18 protein-coding genes are annotated in these 18,635 nt (G+C 65.2%); 15 read left to right on the forward strand and 3 right to left on the reverse strand.

Annotated elements, in window-relative coordinates; genetic code table 11:
• Nucleotides 1-16: 16 nt before the first annotated feature.
• From ACXMYJ_RS15960 to ACXMYJ_RS15995, 8 genes are read left to right on the forward strand one after another with little or no spacing between them, the layout of a single operon-like run.
• Nucleotides 17-799: a transporter substrate-binding domain-containing protein gene (locus ACXMYJ_RS15960; RefSeq protein WP_260756039.1), complete on the forward strand. Its 783-nt coding sequence runs from the start codon at nucleotides 17-19 to the stop codon at nucleotides 797-799.
• A 16-nt stretch (nucleotides 800-815) separates the two neighbouring features.
• Nucleotides 816-1,478, forward strand: coding sequence for an amino acid ABC transporter permease (locus tag ACXMYJ_RS15965; RefSeq protein ID WP_260756038.1), 663 nt, complete (start codon nucleotides 816-818; stop codon nucleotides 1,476-1,478).
• The gene (locus ACXMYJ_RS15970) at nucleotides 1,478-2,188 is read left to right on the forward strand and encodes an amino acid ABC transporter permease (protein WP_260756037.1); all 711 of its coding nucleotides are present in this window, start codon (nucleotides 1,478-1,480) and stop codon (nucleotides 2,186-2,188) included. Before ACXMYJ_RS15965 ends, ACXMYJ_RS15970 begins: the two co-directional genes overlap by 1 nt.
• Nucleotides 2,185-2,913 carry an amino acid ABC transporter ATP-binding protein gene (locus tag ACXMYJ_RS15975; protein WP_260756036.1) on the forward strand — a complete coding sequence of 243 codons (729 nt, stop codon included), beginning with the start codon at nucleotides 2,185-2,187 and terminating at the stop codon, nucleotides 2,911-2,913. Before ACXMYJ_RS15970 ends, ACXMYJ_RS15975 begins: the two co-directional genes overlap by 4 nt.
• A gap of 1 nt (nucleotide 2,914) precedes the next feature.
• The gene (locus ACXMYJ_RS15980) at nucleotides 2,915-4,546 is read left to right on the forward strand and encodes an N-acyl-D-amino-acid deacylase family protein (protein ID WP_460357559.1); all 1,632 of its coding nucleotides are present in this window, start codon (nucleotides 2,915-2,917) and stop codon (nucleotides 4,544-4,546) included.
• Nucleotides 4,543-5,679 (forward strand): mandelate racemase/muconate lactonizing enzyme family protein, encoded by a 1,137-nt coding sequence (locus tag ACXMYJ_RS15985; RefSeq protein WP_260756034.1) that lies wholly within the window; start codon nucleotides 4,543-4,545, stop codon nucleotides 5,677-5,679. Before ACXMYJ_RS15980 ends, ACXMYJ_RS15985 begins: the two co-directional genes overlap by 4 nt.
• A gap of 5 nt (nucleotides 5,680-5,684) precedes the next feature.
• Nucleotides 5,685-6,311, forward strand: a complete 627-nt coding sequence (locus ACXMYJ_RS15990; protein WP_260756033.1) for a bifunctional 4-hydroxy-2-oxoglutarate aldolase/2-dehydro-3-deoxy-phosphogluconate aldolase — start codon at nucleotides 5,685-5,687, stop codon at nucleotides 6,309-6,311.
• Nucleotides 6,308-7,273, forward strand: coding sequence for a sugar kinase (locus ACXMYJ_RS15995; RefSeq protein WP_260756032.1), 966 nt, complete (start codon nucleotides 6,308-6,310; stop codon nucleotides 7,271-7,273). Before ACXMYJ_RS15990 ends, ACXMYJ_RS15995 begins: the two co-directional genes overlap by 4 nt.
• Nucleotides 7,274-7,352: 79 nt before the next feature.
• On the opposite strand, the gene ACXMYJ_RS16000 is transcribed toward ACXMYJ_RS15995, so the two are convergent.
• Together ACXMYJ_RS16000 and ACXMYJ_RS16005 are read right to left on the reverse strand one after the other, a co-directional pair.
• Nucleotides 7,353-8,777: a GntP family permease gene (locus ACXMYJ_RS16000; RefSeq protein ID WP_260756031.1), complete on the reverse strand. Its 1,425-nt coding sequence runs from the start codon at nucleotides 8,775-8,777 to the stop codon at nucleotides 7,353-7,355.
• A gap of 36 nt (nucleotides 8,778-8,813) precedes the next feature.
• Nucleotides 8,814-9,329, reverse strand: a complete 516-nt coding sequence (locus tag ACXMYJ_RS16005) for a gluconokinase (protein WP_260756030.1) — start codon at nucleotides 9,327-9,329, stop codon at nucleotides 8,814-8,816.
• A gap of 123 nt (nucleotides 9,330-9,452) precedes the next feature.
• Here ACXMYJ_RS16005 and ACXMYJ_RS16010 point away from each other — a divergent pair, with 123 nt between their 5' ends.
• From ACXMYJ_RS16010 to ACXMYJ_RS16040, 7 genes are all read left to right on the forward strand, one after another.
• Nucleotides 9,453-10,169 carry a FadR/GntR family transcriptional regulator gene (locus ACXMYJ_RS16010; RefSeq protein ID WP_260756029.1) on the forward strand — a complete coding sequence of 239 codons (717 nt, stop codon included), beginning with the start codon at nucleotides 9,453-9,455 and terminating at the stop codon, nucleotides 10,167-10,169.
• Nucleotides 10,170-10,285: 116 nt separating this feature from the next.
• On the forward strand, nucleotides 10,286-11,161 hold the full coding sequence (locus ACXMYJ_RS16015; RefSeq protein WP_260756028.1) for a CPBP family intramembrane glutamic endopeptidase: 876 nt from the start codon (nucleotides 10,286-10,288) through the stop codon (nucleotides 11,159-11,161).
• Nucleotides 11,161-12,384: a sensor histidine kinase gene (locus ACXMYJ_RS16020; protein ID WP_260756027.1), complete on the forward strand. Its 1,224-nt coding sequence runs from the start codon at nucleotides 11,161-11,163 to the stop codon at nucleotides 12,382-12,384. Before ACXMYJ_RS16015 ends, ACXMYJ_RS16020 begins: the two co-directional genes overlap by 1 nt.
• Nucleotides 12,381-13,058 (forward strand): response regulator transcription factor, encoded by a 678-nt coding sequence (locus tag ACXMYJ_RS16025; protein WP_443188275.1) that lies wholly within the window; start codon nucleotides 12,381-12,383, stop codon nucleotides 13,056-13,058. The genes ACXMYJ_RS16020 and ACXMYJ_RS16025 overlap by 4 nt, the downstream gene beginning before the upstream one ends.
• Before the next feature lie 983 nt (nucleotides 13,059-14,041).
• Nucleotides 14,042-15,280, forward strand: a complete 1,239-nt coding sequence (locus ACXMYJ_RS16030; RefSeq protein ID WP_260756025.1) for a Tm-1-like ATP-binding domain-containing protein — start codon at nucleotides 14,042-14,044, stop codon at nucleotides 15,278-15,280.
• On the forward strand, nucleotides 15,277-16,113 hold the full coding sequence (locus tag ACXMYJ_RS16035) for a phosphoenolpyruvate hydrolase family protein (protein ID WP_260756024.1): 837 nt from the start codon (nucleotides 15,277-15,279) through the stop codon (nucleotides 16,111-16,113). Before ACXMYJ_RS16030 ends, ACXMYJ_RS16035 begins: the two co-directional genes overlap by 4 nt.
• Before the next feature lie 287 nt (nucleotides 16,114-16,400).
• The gene (locus ACXMYJ_RS16040; RefSeq protein ID WP_443188276.1) at nucleotides 16,401-17,522 is read left to right on the forward strand and encodes an aminotransferase class I/II-fold pyridoxal phosphate-dependent enzyme; all 1,122 of its coding nucleotides are present in this window, start codon (nucleotides 16,401-16,403) and stop codon (nucleotides 17,520-17,522) included.
• A 17-nt stretch (nucleotides 17,523-17,539) separates the two neighbouring features.
• Here ACXMYJ_RS16040 and ACXMYJ_RS16045 read toward each other — a convergent pair whose 3' ends face one another.
• Nucleotides 17,540-18,550: a GntR family transcriptional regulator gene (locus ACXMYJ_RS16045; RefSeq protein ID WP_443188277.1), complete on the reverse strand. Its 1,011-nt coding sequence runs from the start codon at nucleotides 18,548-18,550 to the stop codon at nucleotides 17,540-17,542.
• Nucleotides 18,551-18,635: the final 85 nt, after the last annotated feature.

The raw sequence follows: 18,635 nt of genomic DNA on the forward strand, positions 1-18,635 counted from the left end.
AGTGGTTGTTGCGCTGATGACGGTTCTGGTGGTCACCAGCTGTACGTCATCGGGTTCGGGGAACGGTGCGGTGGGCGCCGGCCCGAGCGTTCTGACCAAGGTCCTCCAAACCAAGAAGGTGTCGATCGGGGTATTCGCCGATGCCCCGCCCTATGGGGTCATGAACAGCTCGGGCCAGTACGAAGGATTCGACATCGACAAGGCGCGCGCCCTGGCCGAATCGCTGGGCGCCGAGGTCGAGTTCATCAGCACCACCAACGCCAGTCGCATCCCGATGCTTGAGACCGGCAAGGTCGACGTCATCATCGCCGCGCTGACCAATCTGGACGAGCGGGCGCAGGTGGTCGCAATGACCCGTCCGTATGCCTCGGAAGGACAACTCGTGGTGGTGCCCGCGGGCAGCGACATCCGCACCTATGAGGACCTGACCGGAAGGAACGTCGCCGCCACCCGAGGAAGCGTGCCGGCCACGATCCTGGCGGCCCAGTTCCCGCAGGCGAATGCCAGCTTGTTCGAAGCAGTGGCGGATTCGATCCAAGCACTGCGCAGCGGGAAGGTCGATGCGCTGATGGAGAGCACAGCAGTGGTCGCCGACATCCGTGACAGCGAGGGCGACGCAGTCCGGGTTCTGGACGCCCCGGCGCTGGCACCGTCGCTGGTGTCCTTCGGGGTGAAGATGGGCGACCAGCTGTGGTTGAACTACCTGAACAACTTCATCATGAACTACAACATCGGGCAGGCCGCCAACGAGTCGTACAACAGATGGCTCGGGATGGACGTCCCCGAGCTCATCAAGTAAGGCCGAGCAGCCGAAGATGCAGCTCTACTACGGCGACGTTCTGCCCCACCTGGGTCCACTTCTGACGGGACTGGCGATCAGTATCGCGGTGAGTTTCGCCGCTGCGCTGGCCGGCGGCGCGCTGGGAATCCTCCTCTACGCCGGGCGCACCTCCGGCACTCGCGCCCTGCGCGCCGTGGCCGGCACCTACATCGAGATCATCCGTAACACACCGCTTCTCCTCCAGCTGTATCTGGTGTACTTCGCGCTGCCGCAGGCTGGTGTGAACCTGGATCCGATCGCAGCGGGCATCGTCGCGCTCACGGTCAACAACGCCGCATACATGGCCGAGATCTATCGGGCCGGATTCCAGTCTGTACCAGCAGGCCTGCGGGAAGCGGGGGAAGCGCTCGGGCTCAGCGCACGTGACACCTTCTGGCGGGTCCGGGTACCGCCGGCGATGCGCAATGTTCTGCCGGCGATCACCAACCAGACCATCCTCCTGTTCCTGGCATCCTCGGTGACCTCGGTGATTGCACTGCCCGACCTCATGCACGCGATGCTGGGCATCACCTCAACCACATTCCGGACGATCGAGACGCTCACCGTCGGCGGCCTGATGTACTTCGGCGTCGCTTTCCTCATCGCCGGCGTTTCGCGGGTAATCGAAACGCGCCTCATCGCCTGGAAGGTGGCGTGATGTTCGAACAATTCGGTTGGCAGCACCTCTCTTTGATCCTGCAAGGCGCGGTGGTGACCATCCAGATCTGCGCGTTGTCGGTAGTGTTCGGCGGTCTTCTGGGGCTGGTGATCGGCTTGATGGCCGCCGGGACCGTGCGTCCCCTGAAATGGGTCAGCGCCATCTACATCGCGATCATCCGAGGTATCCCGGTGCTGCTCGTCATCTTCTTCGTGTACTTCGGGGTGCCACTGCTGGTGCCCGGCAGCGGTCTCGCCGAGTACTGGGCGGCGGTGATAGCGCTGTCGATCTTCGCCTCGGCGTACATCGGTGAGTTGGTGCGCGGCAGTATCGAGGCCGTATCGCGCGGGCAGTTCGAGGCGGCGGACGCTCTCGGCCTGAGCTACCCCGACCGAATGCGCTTCATCATCCTTCCGCAGGCGGCCCGCCTGATCGTCCCACCGGGCGTCGGTTTTCTGGTCATCCTCATCAAAGACAGCTCACTGGTGGCTGTCATAGGCCTGATCGAGTTGACGCGGGCTGCCAATATCGTCAGCTCGCAGACCGCGGATCCGATACTCGCCTACACCGTGGTCGGCGCCTTCTACTTCGTGATCTGTTTCGTGCTGTCCACATTGTCCCGCCGCTACGAACGCCGACTCGGCACCAGAGTGCCGGCGCCGAAGTTCGCAGATGCGCTCACCAACCTGACCCCGGGAGCAAGGAAATGATCGAAATTGAGGACCTCCGGCTGAGTTTCGGCGACAACGAGGTACTGCGGGGGATCTCGTGTTCGGTCAGCGAACGCGAGGTGGTGTGCATCATCGGCGCTTCCGGGTCGGGTAAGAGCACGTTGCTGCGGTGTATGAATGGGCTGGAACGCCCGTCACACGGCAGCATCGTCATCAACGGTCACCGACTCGGGCCCAATGAGTTGCCCGCCGATCTCGCCGTCATCCGCCGTGATGTGGGAATGGTGTTCCAGCACTTCAATCTCTTCCCGCACATGACGGTCATGGAGAACATCGCGCTGGCTCCCCAACGGGTGCTCAAGCACACCAAGAGCCAGGCCCGTGATCGCGGCCGGGCACTTCTCGATCGAGTCGGGCTGGCCGACAAGGCGCAGGTCTATCCCGACTCTCTCTCCGGTGGTCAGAAGCAGCGGGTGGCCATCGCCAGAGCGCTCGCCATGGATCCGGCGATCATGCTGTTCGACGAGCCGACCTCAGCGCTGGATCCGGAGATCGTCGGCGAGGTCCTTGCCGTCATGAAAGATCTGGCCGCCGACGGGATGACGATGGTGGTTGTCACCCACGAGATGGGATTCGCACGCGAGGTAGCCGACCGGGTGATCTACATGGACCACGGGAGCGTCATCGAAATCGACAAGCCAGCAGCGCTTTTCGGATCACCTCGGGAGCCCAGAACGCGCGAGTTCCTCAGCAAGGTGCTCTGACATGCCGGCTCTTGACACCCTGATAGTCGGGGGCGACATCGTCGACGGCGCAGGTGCAGTCCCCAGGCGCTGTGACATCGGCATCGCGGACGACCGCATCGCCTACCTCGGACTGTCGCACGATGTCCAGGCTCACCGGGTGGTGGACGCCAGCGGCATGTACGTCCTGCCCGGTTTGATCGACCCGCACAGCCACAGCGACTGGTCAGTGCTTGGGAATGCGGAGGCGTACAGCACAATTCACCAGGGTGTCACTACCGAGGTGGTGGGCAACTGTGGTGTCACCTACGCGCCGCTGGGGGCGGCCGCCGTCGAATCCGCGCAGAGTGCGCTGCGGGCGATGGGCTACGAGGGGCCCGTCGACTGGCGCAGCTTCGGGTCCTTGTTGGACACCGTGCACAGCGCCAGGACCGCGCAGAATTTGGTGTGGTTCGTCGGTCACACCGCGATCCGATCGGCGGCCAGATCCAATGCCGAATCGACCGGCGTCGACGAGTGCAGGGAGCGGATTCGGCTGGTAGAGGACGCCCTCGACGCCGGAGCTATCGGGCTGTCGAGCGGGTTGGAGTACGGTGACGGACGATTCGCCGACCGCCAGGAGCTCGCCGACCTCGCCCGTGTCGTCGGTCGGCGGGATGGCATGTATGCCAGTCACATCCGGAATCGGGACAGTGGGCTCGGCGCCGCCGTCGACGAGTTCTTCGACGTGGTCCATCAGGGCGGGGTGCGGGCTCAACTGTCACACCTCAACGTCCGGTACGGGACCGGGGCTGATCCCGGCGCATGGCACCGGGCGGTCGATCGGGTCGTCGACGAGCGCCGGCGCGGCAGCGAGGTGCTGGCCGACATGACGCCGTACCCGCACGGGATCGGGATGGCCGCGGGGCTGCTTCCGGGATGGCTCATCGAACGTCCCGCCGCCGAAGCCGCGCAGATGTTGCACGACAACGAGGTACGGGCCCGGGTGAGGGCTGACTGCGACCGGTATTGGCGCTTCGTCCACCGAGGCCATTGGGAACGGGTCAGTCTCGGTGTGTCCATTACCCATCCGGAATGGGAAGGACTCACGTTCCCGGAGATCGCTGCTCGTCACGGCCGCGACGAGTGGGAGTGCTTGTTCGACATCCTGGCCGCCGCCGGAGCCGATATCGGCAACGTGCAGTTGCTCGGACATCTGTTCACCGAGGACCACCTCGCAGACGCGATCGGTCACGACCACTTCCTGCTGGGCGTCGACGCTTTCACCACCCGGCGGGATGGCGCCCTGCACACCCGCACCCGGCACCCGCTGTTCTACTTCGGTCATACGCATTACCTGGCCCATCACGTGCCTGCGGGCACGCTGACGTTCGAGGACGCGGTGCACCGGATGACCGGCATGGTCGCCGACCACTTCCGCATCCGCGACCGTGGATACCTGCGGCCGAACAAGTATGCCGACGTCGTGGTCCTTGACCCGGACATCCTCGCGCGCACCGACACCTGGGTGTTACCGCAGGCCTATGCCTCTGCGGCCCGCCACGTCTGGGTCAACGGGACGGCCGTGGTCACAGAGGGCCAGCACACCGGCACGCTGCCGGGCCGACTGCTGCGCTGCCGTCGCACTCACAACACGAAGGAACACACCAGATGAAGATCGAACGCATCGAGACCTGCGGGCTGCGCGGGGCGACGCCGGAAGGCGGATGGTCCAACGAACTGCGCCCCGACGACGTTGTGCACACGCTCGTCGCAGTGCACACCGACACCGGCCATGTCGGTCTCGGTAGCTCGTTCACCGCGGAGGGGTTGGTGCGCGCCGCGCTGGATCTGCTGCGTCCCCAGATCATCGGCCAGAGTGCTCTGGAGGTCGAACGAGTGACCGAGACTCTGCACCAGAGCGCCTTCTGGATGGGCCGCGGTGGGACACTGACCCACGCGACCAGCGCAGTCGACATCGCGCTGTGGGACCTGGCCGGTCAGGCGCTCGGGCAGCCCGTCGGCCGGCTGCTCGGGGGACGCTATCGAGATCGCGTCCGCCCGTACGCATCCGTGCTGATGGACGAGACACCCGCGATGACCGAGAATCTGGAGACCCTGGTCGCCCAGGGGTTCACCGCTTTCAAGATCGGGTGGTGGAAATTCGGGCGTGTCGATTCTGCGACTGATGAGCGTACGGTGGCCGCGGCGCGCGACGCCGTCGGTGACCGGATGCTCGCTGTTGACGCGGGGGGATCGGAGGCGTTTTTCCCCGGCGGGTTGTCCTGGGCCAAACGCACGGCCGACATGCTCGCCGCCTACGATGTCGCCTGGTTTGAGGAGGCCCTCGCCCCCGACGACGTCGACGGGTTCGTCGCATTGCGCCGCCATTCCAAGATCCCGATCAGCGGCGGTGAGGTCCTCACGCGCCGCCAGTCGTTCGCTCCGTTCATCGAGGCCGGTGCTTTCGACATCGTGCAACCCGACACCACCAAGGGTGGTGGGTTGAGCGAGTCGCGACGGATCGGCTGGGCCGCTCAGGACCGGGGGATCCGACTGGTGCCGCATGGGTGGAATACCGGCGTCGGTCTGGCAGCTGATCTGCAACTGGCATCGGCGCTGGCCGCCACCGATCTGGTGGAGTACAAAACCGGGTCGGCCTACATCGACGACCTGATCCTGGGTGGCTGGGCCTTAGACGCCGAAGGGATGCTGGCGGTGCCCGACGTGCCTGGCCTCGGCGTGGCCCTCGACCCGGAAACTCTGCACCGGTACGGAACCGATCCGATGTTCGCGCAGGCCGGGTGAACGGTATGCAGCCTACTGATCTGCTCTTCTCGCACAACGTGATTCCGCTGGCATCCATAGCGGACATCGGTCATGTCGATGACATCGGCGCCGGACTCGTCGATGGCGGTTTGCCGGTGGTCGAGGTGGCCTTGCGGGGTCAGCACGGCATCCCTGCGATACGGCGGTTGACGCGACGCGGTGATCTGCTGGTCGGCGCCGGTACCGTACGCAGCACCGCGCAGGCTCACGAAGCCCTCGAGGCGGGTGCACGATTCGTGGTTTCACCCGGGCTGGACCCGGATGTCATCGAGGTGGCTCGGCACGCCGGCGTCCCGGTGATCCCGGGCGTGATGACGCCGTCCGAAGTGCAGGCGGCCGTACGTCTGGGGCTTGACCACCTCAAGCTCTTCCCGGCCGGTGCTGTGGATACGGCGGCCTGCCTGCGGTCGTACTCGCAGGTCTATCCCGACGTGCACTTCATGCCGTCCGGCGGTGTGGGTCCAAGCAATCTGAGCGAATATCTCTGTTTACCCACGGTTTTCGCGGTCAGCGGCAGCTGGATCACTGCCCGTGCGGATAGGGGTCGCGCTGCGGTGGCGCAGGCCTGCCGACAAGCGGTGGCCGCGGCCGAGTCGGTCCGCCCGCGGTGAGCACCCACCGGTTGGACGTGGTGACGGCAGGTGAGTCGCTGGGCCTGCTCACCGCCGACGATGTGGGGAGTCTGTGCCGAGTCAACAGGATGCGGATCGGATTCGGGGGCGCCGAGAGCAATGTCGCGATCGGCGTCGCCCGTCTGGGCGGCACGGCCGCGTGGATAGGTCGAGTGGGCGCCGATGCACTGGGCGAGCTGATCCTGCGTGAGCTGCGCGCTGAGATGGTGGAAACCCATGTGACAGTGGACCACGACGTCTCGACAGCGCTGATGCTCAAAGAACGTCCCCGGCCTGCAGCGAGCCGTATCACCTATTACCGGCGCGGCCACGCCGGCAGCAGGTTGTGCCCGAGCGATATCCCCGCCGAGATCATCGGCCGTGCCGGGATCGTCCACGTCACCGGCATCACCGCGGCGCTGGGTGAGCGGCCGTTGGCCGCGCTGCACAGCGTCATCGACCACGCCGGGCGGGCCGGTGCGAGGATCTCTTTCGACGTCAACCACCGCGCCGGTCTGTGGGCCGACACCGCCGACGCCGTCCTCATCTACCGCGACCTCATCACGCGAGCGCACATCGTGTTCGCCGGTGAGGACGAAGCGCAGCTGGTGACCGGTGAGCACGATCGGCAGCGGCAGCTCGATGCTCTGCTCGCGTTGGGCCCGGATCAGGTTGTGGTGAAGTGTGGGTCGCAGGGTGCGGTGGCGGCAACGGGCACCGGCACCCGCCTGTCCCGCGACGCACACCGGGTGACGGTGGTGGACACCGTCGGCGCCGGCGACGCGTTCGTGGCGGGCTGGCTGGCCGAGTCGACGCGAGGCTCTGATCTGAGCTCGTGTCTGGACGTGGCCTCCGCCTGTGGCGCGCTCGCCTGCACTACGCCCGGTGACTGGGAGGCTGCACCGACGCGAGCCGATCTCGCCCTGCTTGCCGACCCCGGACACGACCCGGTCAGCCGTTGAAAAGCGCTGGACCGACCTGGAATTGAGCTGACGCTTTCATTTCCCGGTGTTGATCCACGAGCAGCTGCCGGTCCAGCGGTCAGGCCAGCGCCCACAATCCGAGGCTGATCACGAACGCGCTGAGCCCCAGGGTCGTCTCCATCACCGTCCACGTCTTGAGGGTGGTCTTGACGTCCATGCCGAAGAACCGGCTCACCAACCAGAAACCGGAGTCGTTGACATGGGACAGGACCGTGGCACCGGCCGCGATCGCCATCACCAGCGCCGTGAGCTGGAGATTGCTCAGCTCGGCGGCGGCCACGGCGGCACTGAGCAGACCGGCGGTGGTCGTCAACGCGACGGTCGCCGAGCCCTGCGCCACACGCAGCAGCGTGGAGATCACGAACGCCTGCAGGATCAGCGAGATCCCGAGATTGGACAGTGAACCGCTCAGCGCGTCACCGATTCCGCTGAGCCGCAGCACTCCGCCGAACATGCCTCCGGCGCCCGTGATCAGGATGATCGCGCAGATCGGGCCGAGGGCTTTGTCGAGGATGTCGGTGACGGTGGCCATTGACCGGCCGCGCAACCCCAGCACCAGGATCGCCACGATCACGGTGATCAGCAGCGCGATCGAGGTGGTGCCGATCAACTTGAGGTACTCGGCCCACGTCGCACCCTCCTCGATCACCCCGGCAGTCATGAGTGTGTCGACGACGGTGTTGAACGAGATCAGGACGAACGGCAACAGCAACACCCCGAGCACCGTCCCAAAGGCGGGGGCGGTGCGGGTGGCGGTCGCGGTGGCGCCGGCACCCGTGGCTTCGTCGGTGTCGGTGTCGCGGCCGCCGTTCATCTCACCGAACAACGACGTAGGGATGTCGACGTGCACCCGCCTGCCCATCACCTGGGACACCAGGAAGGCGCCGACGTACCAGGACGCGACCGCGACAGGGGCCCCGACGAGCAGGGTGAGGCCGATGTTGGCGCCGAGGAGTTCGGCTGCCGCAACCGGACCGGGGTGCGGTGGGACCAGGGCGTGCATCGCCGCGAAGGCGCCTGCGGCCGGGAACGCGTACAGCAGAAGCGATCCGCCGAAGCGCCGGGCGACGGTCATGATGATGGGAAGGAAGACGACCAGCCCGGCGTCGAAGAAGATCGGGAAGCCGAACAGCAGCGCGGCGACACCGAGAGCGAACGGTGCGCGCTTTTCGCCGAACCGGCCGATGAGGGTGTCGGCGAGAACCTGTGCGCCACCGGTCACCTCGAGGAGCCGGCCGATCATGACACCGAAGCCGACGAGCAGGGCCACCGAGCCGAGGGTGTTGGAGAAGCCGAACGTCAGCGCGCTCGGGACGTCGGCCACCGGGATCCCGGCGGCCAGCGCGGTCAGCAGGCTCACCAGCACCAGGGCGATGAAGGCGTGCAGTCTGACCTTGATGATGAGGAACAGCAGCAGCGCGACCGCGGCCGCGGCGATCAGCAGCAGCGTACCGGTCCCGTATGCCGGATCAATCGCCTCCACGACGCCCCCTCACCGCAGTGCTGTCATTGCCTCGAATCATTGGGAATCCTCCTCGGCTGTTGGGGAATGCGTTGTGCTGACGAAGCGTTCGACGATGGCGTCGATACTCTGGTCGACGTCGATGGCGATACCGCGCTCATCGGGCTCCAGCGGTTCCAGCGTCTGGAACTGGGACTGCAACAGGTTGGCGGGCATGAAGTGCCCGGGCCTGCTGGCCTGCCGCCTGCCGATCGTCTCGACGGAGCCGGCCAGGTGCAGGAACTCGATGTCAGGGCAGTGCCGGCGCAGCTGATCCCGGTACGAGCGCTTCAAGGCGGAGCAGCTCATCACCCCGCCGTCGGGGTGGCCGGCCAGCCACTGGCCGATCGACTCCAGCCAGGGATAGCGGTCGTCGTCGTTCAGCGGGTGGCCGGCCGACATCTTCGCGATGTTGGCCGGCGGATGGAAGTCGTCGGCGTCGGCGAACGGGACGCGCAGGCGCTGCGCCAGCGCGGCGCCCACGGTCGACTTTCCGGAGCCGGAGACTCCCATGACGACGATCGGAACGGCCATGACCTCTGCCCTATCAGTGTGTGTGACGTCACACAGTGTCCATCAATGATCAGATCATTGCAATAGCGTTTCAGGAATCAGTAGCTCTTTTCGGGCCTCCGGTCGGTCTGGCATGATCAACCAGTGCTCGATCGGCCGTATGCAGGCGCGCTCCACGGCAGTCTGGTGACTGCGCTGGGCACCGGCATCGTGTCCGGGCGGTACCCGGCCGGCGGGGTTCTCACACTCGAGGGCGTCAGCGCCGAGCACGGGGTGTCCCGCAGCGTCGCGCGGGAGGCGGTCCGGGTGCTGGAGTCCATGGGCATGGTCGAATCGCGGCGCCGGGTCGGGATCACCGTCCAGCCCGCGGATAGGTGGAATGTCTTCGACCCCGTGGTGATCCGGTGGCGGCTGGACGTGGGCGACCGTAGCGCGCAACTGGTTTCACTCTCGGAACTGCGGCTGGGGTTCGAACCGGCGGCGGCGGCGCTGGCCGCGCGGCGGGCCAGTCCGCACCAGTGCCGGATCATGGCGACGGCGGTGTCGGACATGGTGGTGCACGGGCGGACCGGTGATCTGGACGCCTACCTCAACGCGGACAAGCTGTTTCATCAGACTCTGCTTGAGGCCAGCGGAAACGAGATGTTCCGGGCGCTGACCGGGGTGGTTGCCGAGGTACTCGCCGGTCGCACCCATCACGGCATGATGCCGGAGAAGCCCAACATTGCGGCGATCGCCTTGCACGACGAAGTGGCACGGGCGATCAGGATGGGCGAGGAGGAGCAGGCCGAACAGGCGATGCGCGCGATTATCGGCGAGTCTGCCGCGGCCATCGTCGAGGACTTCCCGCCGTCGCAGTAGCCGGGCAGCGCCGAGGATTCCGGCGCGGCCGACGCCGCCGACGGTAGCGCACGCGCTACCGTCAGCCGGGCGCGCAGGTGACCGACGTGGGACCCGTGCTCCGGTGGACTCAAGGGATGAATGCCTCATCGACGACCGGCTGCCGTAACCCCGTCGAGATCGCGCTGCGCGAACCGCCAGAACAGCGGCGCCGTGGCGTCCGCTGGTTTTTGGGCCTCGCGTTCCCCGGAGCGTGGATTCCGTGGACGGTGGTGCATCTCCTCGGTGGATCGCTCGACAACCCGCTGACCCAGCTGGCCACCGCGGCCTTCGTGCCGGCCATCGCGGCGTGCGTGGTCCGGCGGTGGATCACCCGACAGGGTTTCGCCGATTCCGGTCTGCGCCCGAACTGGCGGTCGTCCTGGCCGTATTACCTCGCCGCCACGACCATTCCGTGGGCAGTGCTGCTTCTCGCCGTGGCCGTCGCGGTGCTCGCCGGAATGTGGTCGCCGCAGCAGTTCGAGATGAGCACCGCCGCGTGGGTGTATCTGGCAGCCGGGCCGGCCGTATGCGTGGTGACGGCGCCGATCTTCTGGGGTGAGGAGTATGGGTGGACGGCGTATCTGCGGGACCGGTTGGTGCCCGGACGCCCGGTCGCTACCACTTTTCTGACCGGCCTCATCTGGGGGGTGTGGCATTGGCCGTTACCCTGGGTCGGCTACTTCGGCGGCGGAACCGTTGCGGCAGAGGCGATTTGGAGCATGCTGTGGTGGCTGCCGCTGAGCATTCTGCTGGAGTTCCTCATCGGCTGGCTGTGGTCGGCGACCGACTCGGTCTGGCCGGGCGCGATGCTGCACGCCGGTAGCAATCTCGTCGCCTCGGCCGGCATGCTCCACGTCTTCGGCGACACTGTCGGCATCAACGACACCACATTCCTGCTGTGCGTCGGCCTGCTGCCCTTCGTCACGGTGATCGTGATCAGCCGGAATACCGGTGGACCTAAACTCGCATGATGGTCCTGGCTCCGGCTCCGTCGTTGGGCGCTGCGATGGCGTCGGGGCCGCGGTATCTGCTGTCGGCGTGGCCCTGGCGGGCACTGGTGTGCACGTTGTTCGGTGGGGTACTGAGCGCCGTTCTGATCGTCGGTATGCCGTTGACACTAGTTCTGGGAGTGTCGCGTTCGTTGCGTAACGCGGTGTCGTCGCCGCTGTTGGAGGTGGAATGCGCCCGCCTGTCGCTGATCGACGAACAGACCGCGGAACGCATCCGCGGCGACCTGGCCGGGGCCCGTGCCGAGCAGCGCCTGCCAACCCCGCGTCAGGTCGGCTATGTGCTGTTCACCGCGTTGATCACCGGACCGCTGGGCGTGGTGATGGTGGGCTTCCTGGCGATTCTGACCACCGTGATGGTGGCCGCGCCGTGGCTGGTCCGGCCGGGCGAGCCGATCAACGTCGCGCTGTGGTTGGTCGACAGCTCCGGCGAGGCGTGGATCGCGGCGCTGCTGGGCGCCGGATTCCTGATCCTGACGGCCTATCTGGTCGGCGCCTACGCCGCCGCGCTGGGGCAGCTCGCCGGTGCCGCGCTGACCGATCCGCAGGCGTTGCAACGCGAAGTGGCCCGGCTCGAGCAATCCCGGACCGCGCTGTTGACCGCGGTCGAACAGGAGCGCCGGCGCATCGAGAGCGACCTGCACGACCGTGTGCAGCACCGGCTGGTGGCGCTGGCCCTGACGCTAGGGATCGCCGAGAACGCCCACGGCGACGACGACACGGGCCGTCTGGCCGCCGACGCGCACCGCCAGGTCGACGACATCGCTGCCGAACTGCGTTCGGTGCTGCTCGGCATCATGCCCCGGGCACTCACCGAGCACGGTCTGATCGCGGCCGTCACCGACCTGGTCGGCCCCTACCCGTTGCCGGTCCACGTCGCCTTCGGCGATACCGAGGTCCCCCGGCGCCTGCCGCCGGCGGTCGAGCACACCGCCTACCTAGTGCTCAACGAGGCGCTGACGAACATCGTCAAACACGCTTCGGCGTCGACCGTCACCCTCACCGCCGGACGGCATGAGGACCTGTGGCGGCTCACGATTCGCGACGACGGATGCGGCGGCGCCGTGCTCCGTCCCGGCCGGGGGCTGGCCACCTTGATCGCTCGCGTCGAGGCCGGCAACGGCACACTGACGATCTCGAGCCCCACTGGCGGACCCACCGAGGTGAGCATGCGATGCCCGGTGTGACGAGAGACGGTCGTGACCCTCTGAGGATCGTCCTCGCCGAGGACGCCCCGCTGCTGCGCGCCGGGATCGTCAGCGTCCTGGAATCGGACGGCCATAAGGTGTGCGCGGCGGTCGAATCGGCCGACGAGCTGCGCGCCGCGGCGCGGACTCATGCCCCGGACGTGGTGATCACCGACGTCCGGATGCCGCCTACGCACACCGATGAGGGCATCGGGATTGCGATCGAACTCCGGCGGGCCACACCCGGCCTTCCGGTGGTCATCCTGTCGCAATACACCTCGGTGGGCTCACTGGACCAACTGCTCGATCGCACCGCTGACACCGGCCGCGGCGGTCTCGGCTACCTCCTCAAAGACCGAGTCGCGCATGTCCGCCACTTCCTCGACGCGGTCCGTGACATCGCCGCCGGATCCATGATCATCGACCCTGATATCGTCGTCGCCCTCGTCGGCGCCTCGCGCAGGAAAGGCGTGCTGTCGGCGCTGACACCCCGCGAGGAGGAAGTCCTCGGACTCATGGCCCAGGGCCTGACCAACGCCCAGATCGCACAGCGGCTCGTCGTGTCCGAGGCGGCGGTGCGCAAGCACGTCGGCGGCATCTTCGCGAAGCTCCCGCTCTCCGACGACGGCGACCGCCGAGTCCTCGCGGTGCTGACCTACCTCAGCGAGTTCTGACCGAGTTCAAGCTGCGTCATTCGCTTCCGATACGTGGCTCGCCACTGGCGGTCACGGATGCGGGGAACGCCGTAGGTGGGCCCGGCAAGTACGACGCAGTCCAGATACACCACCCGTCGCTCCGGGAAATCGGAAGGCCCACGCGAACTCCGTTGACAAATTCGCCTGCCTCCGTGGCGATGATGCGGATCTGCGCGATGACATGATCCGAAATCTCGTGAGCAGTAAGCGTGGCGGGCAGAGTGATGTGCACTGCCTTCCATATGTTCATCCGTTTCCTACACCTTCGTGTTCGGGTCCGTCCAGTGGGAAGTGAAGCGGGAAGGTCGGCGGCGACGGCGAACGCTCACAGCCACCACGCCTGCGGTTCAGGCCACCGTCGGCTTATTTCCTGGGCTTCCCGGACAAGCTGACAGAACACCCTCCGGGGAGGAAGGGCTGATCTGCGCGGTCAGCCGAGGAAACGCTCGTCGCGCCGCGGGTCAGCTGCATCGTCCAACTGAGGTGTACCAGAACTATTCCACAAGAGGTCCGAAATCTTGGTCGTTTATCAAAAATCGCCGCAACGGCGCCAGCGAGAGGCGAGGCCCCTTGTCTAACGGCACACTTTCGGTACATAATGATCCACGTCACACAACGTGAAGAAGCATGGCCGGCTCGACCGCTTCCCTTGCGGGGCCTGCGGATGGAGCCGGCAGCTTGCGACCTTTTGCTTGTGAACCAGGTTGGAGAGTATCGATGTCGCCGAAAACCCTGCAGTGCGACGTGTTTCGGCGCGCTAGCTGCGCAGCTGCATCTTCAGCGCCAAGGCAGGCACGCGCGTGATGTGGCGCGCCCCTTCGTTCGGCACCGGAGAACGGGCTTAGTCGTACGCCCCGGCGCCACCCTTCTCGCGTGGATTACGGGCGCCGCCGCCGCAACTGTGAGCACATGTGAACCCGCGTAGTGAACCCGCAATGGCTTAGTTACGAATTGGAGGCAAGGTGAAGAAGATAGTGCTGGTCGGTTCGCTCGACACGAAGGGTCGCGAGTATGCGTACTTGCGAGATCGGCTGTACGACAATGGCGTTGATGTGATCGTTATTGATGCCGGCGTGCAGGATCCCGTCGGGATAGAAGCCGATCACAGTAACCAAGTAGTCGCTGAGCTTGCGGGAACGTCGCTCACGGAGCTTCGCGAGCGTGGAGACCGTGCCGAAGCACTCAACAAGATGGCGGCAGGCGCGGGCGTTCTTCTGCGGCGACTCCACGCCGAAGGCCATCTCGATGCGGTCGCCGGGCTTGGGGGCACGGGAGGTTCGACTCTTGTCAGCGCCGCGATGCGCGAGTTGCCGGTAGGCACGCCGAAACTCCTTGTGTCTACCGTTGCCTCTGGAGACACGCGGGCCTACGTGGGCAATACCGATATCACCATGATGAACTCGATAGTGGATATCGCCGGAATCAATCGGATCAGCGCGAAGATCCTCAACAACGCCGCGGCTGCAGCGGCCGGACTGGCGAAACGCACTGAAGTGCCGAGCTCGGGTCATGGGCGCGTTATCGGAGCGACCATGTTCGGCCTCACCACTCCTTGCGTCACTGCCGCCCGTGAGTACCTCGAGGCTCGTGGGTATGAAGTTCTCGTGTTTCATGCCACGGGGGCGGGCGGCCAGGCGCTCGAAGGCCTCATCGATGCCGGACTTGTGGACGGCATGTTGGACACAACCACCACCGAGTTGGCCGACAACCTCGTGGGCGGTGTCTTTTCCGCCGGACCGGATCGCCTGACGGCCGCTGGACGGCGCGGTATACCGCAGGTCGTTTCCGTCGGAGCCGTCGATATGGTGAACTTCGGCCCAGAAGATACTGTGCCAGAGAGGTTTTCGACACGTCGATTCCATCGGCACAATGCTACGGTTACCTTGATGCGGACCACTCCGTCGGAAAACGAGCTGATCGGTAAGGAAATTGCGTCGAAGGTTAATGCCGCGACTGGGCCTTCGGCGGTGTATTTTCCGTTACGGGGAGTGTCGGGCATTGACGTGGAAGGCGGGAGTTTCTTCTGGCCCGAAGCCGACGCAGCACTTGAGAAGGCGCTGTCAGAGAATCTCAACCCCGAGATTCCGCTGGAAGTGCTCGACATGACTCTGAATGATCCCGAGTTCGGCGTCGCAATGGCGTCGCGGCTACACGATCTGATGCAGGTGGCGTATCCAGATATTCGCGAAAGGCATTCATGAGCGGTCGCGTGTTACGTGTCCTGCGAGATGAGATCGCGACAGGACGCGTGATCATCGGCGCGGGCGCTGGAACCGGGCTGTCCGCCAAGTGTGCCGAAGCTGGTGGAGCAGACCTGATCGTCATCTACAACTCCGGTCGCTACAGGATGGCCGGACGTGGATCGCTGTCGGGCCTCATGCCCTACGGCGATGCCAATGCGGTGGTCTTGGATATGGCCCGCGAGATCCTCACTGTTGTAGACCACACTCCGGTCCTGGCCGGCGTCTGCGGCACCGATCCCTTTCGCGACATGGGTGTGTTCTTGCGCCAACTCGCTGACCTCGGTTTCGCCGGAGTGCAGAACTTTCCCACTGTCGGATTGATTGACGGTACCTTCCGCCTGAACCTGGAGGAGACCGGTATGAGCTACAGCCTGGAAGTCGAGATGGTGCGGCATGCCAGTGAGTTGGGTCTGCTCACGGCTCCCTATGTGTTCACACCTGACGACGCCAAAGCCATGGCAGAGGCCGGCGCCGATATCCTCGTGGCGCATATGGGGTTGACCCGGTCCGGCACGATCGGAGCCCAAACATCGAGATCGCTCGACGAGTGCGTGACGGCCGTTCAAGCGATCGCCGAAGCGGGGCGCGCTGTCGACTCCGACATTCTCGTGCTTTGTCACGGCGGGCCGATTGTCGAACCGGCGGATGTGCAATACGTCCTTGACCGGACCCAGGGTGTGAGTGGGTTCTTCGGCGCATCAAGCGTCGAGAGGATCCCGACCGAAGAAGCAATTACCGGGCAGATGCGCAAACTCAAGGCCAGCTCGCCGGCAGGGCGCGCTCGGCTCTAGGGGGACTGTGCCATGGAACGGGGGCATTGCGACATATGTCGCCGGCCTGTGTGGTTCGCTCACCACGAACCCACTTGGAGACTGGTATGCCTGGATCCCACACCGTCGGTTTCGGGAAAATACGCGGTATCTCGGAGCCACGATGGAACAATTGTCGTTCGCAGTGTCTACAACGTGGAACAGGTTGAGACCGCGCCCGCGGCCCTGTTCTCCGAGCATGGTTGCACCGCATCTGCAGTCCTCACGATTGATTGAGGGCAAGCGCAAGGACGTTGGGAGAACGCAAGATGTCACTTGAAGAGATTCCGTTCGGCCACACGGCGTGGTCAGCGCCATACAGATCCGTCGCCTCGCACGTTCTCAGTTCCAGCGTCGTCGCGCCGATGTCGCTGCACGAGCTGGCTGTGCTGACCGACGTCGACACCACCGAGTTCATCAACCCGACAACGGTATTCGATTACGGACCCACTGGTGGAAGTGTCGAGCTGCGCGAGGCCGTGGTCAGTGGGATGCCCGGCTTGATACCGGACAACGTTGCTATCAGCTCCGGAGCCGGTGACGCGCTGGCGACAGTGGCGCGTCTGTTGTGCGTTTCGGACCGGCATGTCATAGTCTCGCTGCCCAGTCACGAAAGCGTAGTCTCGATCGCGCGTGCGAGCGGTGTCGATGTCACATTCGTGCCACCGCCCCTGTCTGTGGACGACATCCTGCCTCATATCCGGCCGAACACCGCAGCAGCCTTTCTGAGTTCTCCACAGACCCCAACGGGCCAAGTCGTCCCTGCGGAATCCCTGACACGTCTCGCGCAAGAGCTCGCCCGTCACGGCGGCTTGCTGATCGTCGACGAAGTATTTCGGGGTGTGCCCATGGGTGTCCCCGCAGTACCTTTGCCTGTGGCTTCGCTTGTGCCCAACGGAGTCTCAATCGGTAGCCTGTCGAAGGTCCACGGGTTGCCCGGACTCCGTTTGGGTTGGGTCGCCGGCCCCACGTTGCTGGTCGACGATGTGCGATCCATGCAGCGGTGGACGTCACGAATGCCGTCGACTACGTCTGAACCGATAGCAATTTTGGCATTGCGGAACGCCGATGCACTCTTAGGTCGGGCCCGCTCGCTGATCTACGACAGTTTCGCTGAGTTCGCCGCTCTGGTCGACCATGAGCCGGGACTGGTAGACCTTTGCCTTCCCGACGGCGGTACTACCGCCTTTCCGGCCATCCACGTGCCCAATGCGGATGCGTGGTGTAACAGCGTCGCCGAAGAGTACGGACTGTTGCTGGCGCCAGGAGGAATTTGCTTCGGAATGCCGGGCAGATTCCGCATCAACCTCGGCTTGCGGCCTGAGGTGCGCTCCGCGGCGTTTCCGATCCTCGCGCGTGCGCTGGCACACGCGCGTCAACTTCAAACGTGAATCGTCGTCAACGGCAGTCAGTCGATCGCTGATTCCGTCCTCTGCCGATTGAAGCCGTCCGCCGTCGCCTTGGCCGAGTCCGGCGTCATCAATCTGGCCTTGAGGAAGGCGAGTTCGTTCGAGGTGATTCCAGTGCGATATTGGCGAAGTGCAACGCGGTCGTCGGTCGAGGGGGCCGGGACGTCGGCGGAATGTAGCAGGACGTCCAGACGCAACTCGCACTCCTTCGAAAGGGAATCGCGGCCAGTCAGCTCAACCTGCAAGTCGGGCCGGATTTCAGCGAGTCGGCGACATACGTAGCGGTATTCCGAGTCGTCGTGAGTCGCGATCCCAACGCGGGCCGCCGTCGGTAGCTCGCACACCGCCAGTCGTAGATCGGTATCCAGAGCGAGGCCTACTGAGAAGGTGTCGTTGACGCCGCTGACGCGGGCTCGCACGGCGGACACGTGTGCGACGGTAGCGACGAACACGGTGTTGGGCGTGGGTTCAACGGCGTCGAGTGTTACTGCTTGGACAGGGTGGGCAAGTAAGTGCGACAACAGTTCGGCGTCGATGGCGAAGTCCGATTCGTGACGGACGAACACGACACGAACCTCGTGGATGGACCGGTTCTCGAATGATCTGCGAGCAAGGGCGGTGAAATCCTCCTCCGACATCCCACTTCGCAGCGCGGCGTCCGCGGCCTCAGCGAGTAAGGCGTCGACGCTCTGCGGGGTCGCCGACGCGCAGACGAATCGACCGTTCTCTTTCCTCGCCACCAACCCTTCGCTTTCCAGCGCGGCGAATGCGGCGTGCACGGTCGCGCGATGGACACCAACGGTCTCCGCCACGCTTCGAACTGAGGGCAGAAGTTCGCCCACCTGCTGGCTTGCGATCCAACTTCTCAGTGTCGCAGCGAGCCGTGTCCGCAAATCCTTCCTGGAGCGTGAGTCCACGGACTCCAGTGCATCGCGGAGTGAAATGTCGAGATCAGCGAACCGTCGTTGACCAGTCACCCGGCCTCCTACCCCCTCGTTGCCTGTACCCACCCCAGGTCCTGATAGCTCAGCCTAGCCTCGGCACACTATTGGTACAACACTAACAGTTTTGCTGGCACCGTAGGGGCCCGTGTGA

The organism is Mycobacterium sp. ZZG, from assembly GCF_054786995.1.